We start from the raw sequence: 4,055 nt of genomic DNA, 5'->3' as shown, positions 1-4,055 counted from the left end.
GACACGGTTGTGGTGATCGGGGCGGGGCCGCTGGGGCTCATGCACGCCTGCCTCGCACGCCTGCAGGGTGCCCGAAAAGTCTTTGTGGTGGACACGAACCCAGTGCGTCTGGAGCTGGCAGAGCGCTTCAACATAGACGGCGCAATTCTCTCAGAAAGCACTGCGTCCCACCGTGAGGAGCTACGCCGCCTCACCGAGGGCCACGGAGCCGATGTGGTGATTGTGGCCACCAGCAGCAGTGTCGCACAGAACGATGCCCTCGATATTGCCGCCAAAGCGGGGCGCGTGAGCTTCTTTGCCGAGCTTCCCAAAACGGCCCCCACTGCCGCGCTCAATGTCAACCACATTCACTACAAAGAGCTGGAGATTACCGGCAGCTACTCTGAGAAGAAAAGTGACTTTCAGGCGGCGTTTGCGCTCCTGCACTCAGGCCGCTTTCCCGCCGAGAAGCTTATCACCCACCGCCTCCCCCTAGAGAAGCTCCATGATGCCTTCCCACTGATGGAGTCCGGCGAAGCTCTCAAGATCTGCATCACCCCGTAGACTTTCCCAGCATCACAGGCAGGAAAACGCCTCACCAAGCGCGAAACGGCTGGTATGGAAACAAATGATTTAACGGGCAAAGTTGCACTGGTAACCGGCTCCGGGCGTGGTCTCGGCCACACGATGGCGACTCAACTAGCCGCACAGGGAGCAATAGTGGCGATTCACGACATCTCTCGCGAGGCCCCCGCAGAGTTTGGCGAGCACGCGGACTTAGACGCGTCGGCAGTAGCGGCGGGCGCAAAGCTGGGGGTGATCGGCGATGTCTCCAACCCGGCTGATGTGACACGCTTTATCCGCGAGATCGAGGACAAGCTCGGCCCGATTGAGATTCTGGTCAACGCGGCGGGCGGCGATATCGCAGCGGCGGGTGGCAAGCCTAAGCCCAACGATGCTCTTGGAGTGAAGCTGGATGATATTCAGGCGATGCTGAGTCGCAACTTAGTCGGGACGATTCTGCTGTGCCAGGCAGTGGGCAATAAAATGGCTGAGTGCAAGAGCGGCGCGATTGTCAATATCGCCTCAATCGCGGCCCATGTGGGCCGCGACGACGGGGTGATCTATGCCGTGGCAAAAGCGGGGATTGTGGAGTACACGCGCTGCCTGGCCTACCAGCTCCGACCCCACAATGTCCGGGTAAATGCCATCAGCCCTGGCCCCACCCGAACCGCGCGCTTCGATGCCACCCGTCCTTTAGACCCGGCCATGACCATCACTGAGGGGACGCTGGATCGCTACGGGCTCCCCGAAGAAGTCGCCGATGGGGTGATCTTTTTGTGCTCCCCGGCAGCGCGCTTTATCTCTGGGCAAGTGCTCCGCGTGGACGGCGGTCTCCAGCTCTTTGCGGCTTAACGACTTCACGGCCCAGCAGGGGTCGCTACCACTTAGTTCACGATCCGTGTTGCGCCCGACGGTGGGATTTTTCTCTCGCTACCAGCCTGGCGCAACCCGATCTTCTGCCTACTTCCAGGCGACATTGTAGAATCCCGAAAATCCATCCTTGGGACTTTTAGAGATCTGAATCGCCCCGCTCAGGCCATCCCCAATCGAACAAGACAATGTTCTTCGCAGGGATTGTGCCTTCCTGCGTAGAAAGTTCTCCTATGCAATACAACACACTGGGAAAGACGGGCCTCTCAGTTTCGGCGCTGGGCTTTGGGGCTGCGCCACTTGGGGGGCCATATGGCCAAGTGACACAAGCCGAGGCGACGCAGGCTGTTCGGGTGGCACTGGATTTAGGGATCAATTTCTTCGACACCAGCCCCTGGTACCAGGCATCAGAAGAGGTTCTAGGCGAGGCGCTGGTCGGCGTGGCGAGAGAGAGCTATGTCCTCTGCACCAAGCTAGGCCGCTACCCCAGCACGGAGAAACCCAGCGGCGAGTTCGACTTCTCCGCCGCCCGCGTCCGCCAGAGCATAGACAACAGCCTCTGCCGCCTCAAGACCGATCAGCTCGATATCGCGCTCTGCCATGATATTGAGTTCGCAGAAGATTTTTCTCAGATTCTCGACGAGACGCTGCCAACGCTTCGTGAGTGCGTCGCGGCGGGAAAAGTGCGCTTTGTGGGTGTGAGTGGCCTGCCGCTGGCGATCTATCCCAAAGTATTGGATCAGACACCATTAGATGTTATTTTAAGCTACTGCCATACATCACTCAATGACAATAGTCTCTGGGATTTAATCCCGTACTTAGACGAAAAATCGGTCGGAGTGATCGGGGCCTCGCCGCTGGCGATGGGGCTATTTTCAGATACCGGGCCACAGCCCTGGCATCCCGCTCCCGAAGTGCTTCGGCTTGCTTGCCTAGACGCGCTGGCTTGGTGCAAAGAGAACGGCTTCTCGCTGGCAGAGCTGGCCGTGGCTTGGACACTGCAAAATGCGCCCGTCGCCACCACGCTGGTCGGGATGACAAATGAGGCACAAGTCCGGCAAAATAGCGCCGTTGTGGGAACTCTCCCCGATCCTCAGGCCATTAATGCGATTCAAGCGATCCTTGCCCCCGTCCAGCGCCTCACCTGGCCCAGTGGAAAGTTTCATTAACGTCAGCGTCACGACCAAAGAGAGCTGGTTCTTCGAGCTCCTGGGGGGCGTGAGTGTGCGTAGCAACTCGCGCCAGCTTGAGGATCTCGTGGGCAAGAAACCCGGTGCTCTACTGGCGCTACTCGCTCTCTCACCGGGACGCACCCGGCCCCGTGAGGAAGTCATTGATCTCATCTGGCCAGAAGTAGACTTCGACAACGCCCGCAACCGCTTCAAGCAGGCTCTCGCCGCCCTCCGAAAACAGCTAGAGCCTGTCGGGGTTGCGCCGGGAGCAGAGCCTCCGCAGTGCCGCTGTCGCCACCGAGCCGGTTGCCCGTGCCCAGCACCTGCGCACCGCACTGGCGCTCTACAAAGGCGAGTTTGCGTCGGGTTTCTACCTAGATGTGCTCCTCACCGAGCGAGAGAGGCTCTCCATGCTAGCACAAAGCGCACGTGAGCGTCTCACTGAGCTGGAGGGCACACACCCCACCGAGGCCGCTCTTCCCCTTGCAACAGTAGTTCCTGCGGTCTCGCTGCATCCCACCAACGCTTTCTTTGGCAGACGCGCCGAGCGCGATCACTTGGCATTTCTTCTCATGGAGCACCGCCTCGTGACGCTTCTAGGGCCGGGTGGTACGGGAAAGATACGACGGATACGCTGCTGGTGCTGGATAACTTCGAGCAGCTCGTTGCCACTGGCGGCCCCGAAGCACTCAGTGCCTTTACCAGGCACTTGAGATAGCGAACCGGAGTGGAATGAATGAGGAGATACTTGCACAACTACACAGAGTTTTAGGAAATCTACATACCTGGCAGGCTGGGCATGATCTCGCTCTCCGCTTCAGACAGCTCGAATATTCCTACCGTTCCCGGCAGTGGGCACAGTACCAAGAGTCAGGGCAAAAAAGTGAAGCGACTCTCCAATTTCTCCAGCGTCAGCTTGCAGCATCACTCCATAATCTCGGATTGCAGTTCTGCTATGAACATCGGCATGACGAGGCAGAGCCTTACTTCCAAGAAGCTCGAAAAATTAATCATATCCCTATCACGGGAAATATAGAATGACTAGCACTAAATTATCATTCATTGTCAAATATTTACACTCAAATAGGATTAATGCAGAAATACGAAGCAAATATAATACTATTTTTTCGAACAATCACTAATTTATTTATTTAGAATAATTAACGATCTATTGCCGTCATAATAATCAAAATTTCCGTATTTTTTACTATTATATGCGCGATCATATATTCTTCCCTTGATAGAGAGAACAGAAGAATCTCTTTCTCTAATCGAAGAAGGTTTTTCTCTCGCATGTCATGTCAATCATAAATTTTTTATTGTCTGTTTTCTTTTTTGTTACTATAAGTATGCTCTGTTTGAGGAGCGATATGAAGAAGCTGCCCAGTTTCAGGGAGCAGCATATAGTCTTCATGAGCAATGGGAAATCCACCTTGACAAAGATGACAGTCACCTACGGCCTCAGATCAA

General features: G+C 55.9%; 5 protein-coding genes. All 5 read left to right on the top strand.

Features of this window, described 5'->3' with window-relative positions:
- The coding region (locus tag AC1XOS_RS20660) for a zinc-binding dehydrogenase (RefSeq protein ID WP_481964101.1) at positions 1-543 on the top strand (543 nt) is incomplete at its 5' end.
- 54 nt (positions 544-597) lie between these two features.
- Positions 598-1,395, top strand: coding sequence for an SDR family NAD(P)-dependent oxidoreductase (locus AC1XOS_RS20655; protein WP_481964100.1), 798 nt, complete (start codon positions 598-600; stop codon positions 1,393-1,395).
- A 251-nt stretch (positions 1,396-1,646) separates the two neighbouring features.
- Positions 1,647-2,582 (top strand): aldo/keto reductase, encoded by a 936-nt coding sequence (locus AC1XOS_RS20650; protein WP_481964099.1) that lies wholly within the window; start codon positions 1,647-1,649, stop codon positions 2,580-2,582.
- Between the two features lie 260 nt (positions 2,583-2,842).
- On the top strand, positions 2,843-3,298 hold the full coding sequence (locus tag AC1XOS_RS20645) for a BTAD domain-containing putative transcriptional regulator (protein WP_481964098.1): 456 nt from the start codon (positions 2,843-2,845) through the stop codon (positions 3,296-3,298).
- A 524-nt stretch (positions 3,299-3,822) separates the two neighbouring features.
- On the top strand, positions 3,823-4,055 hold a 233-nt coding region (locus AC1XOS_RS20640), incomplete at its 3' end, for a hypothetical protein (protein WP_481964097.1).

Source organism: Armatimonas sp., from assembly GCF_964826245.1.
This window is presented reverse-complemented; position numbering and strand designations above follow the sequence as displayed.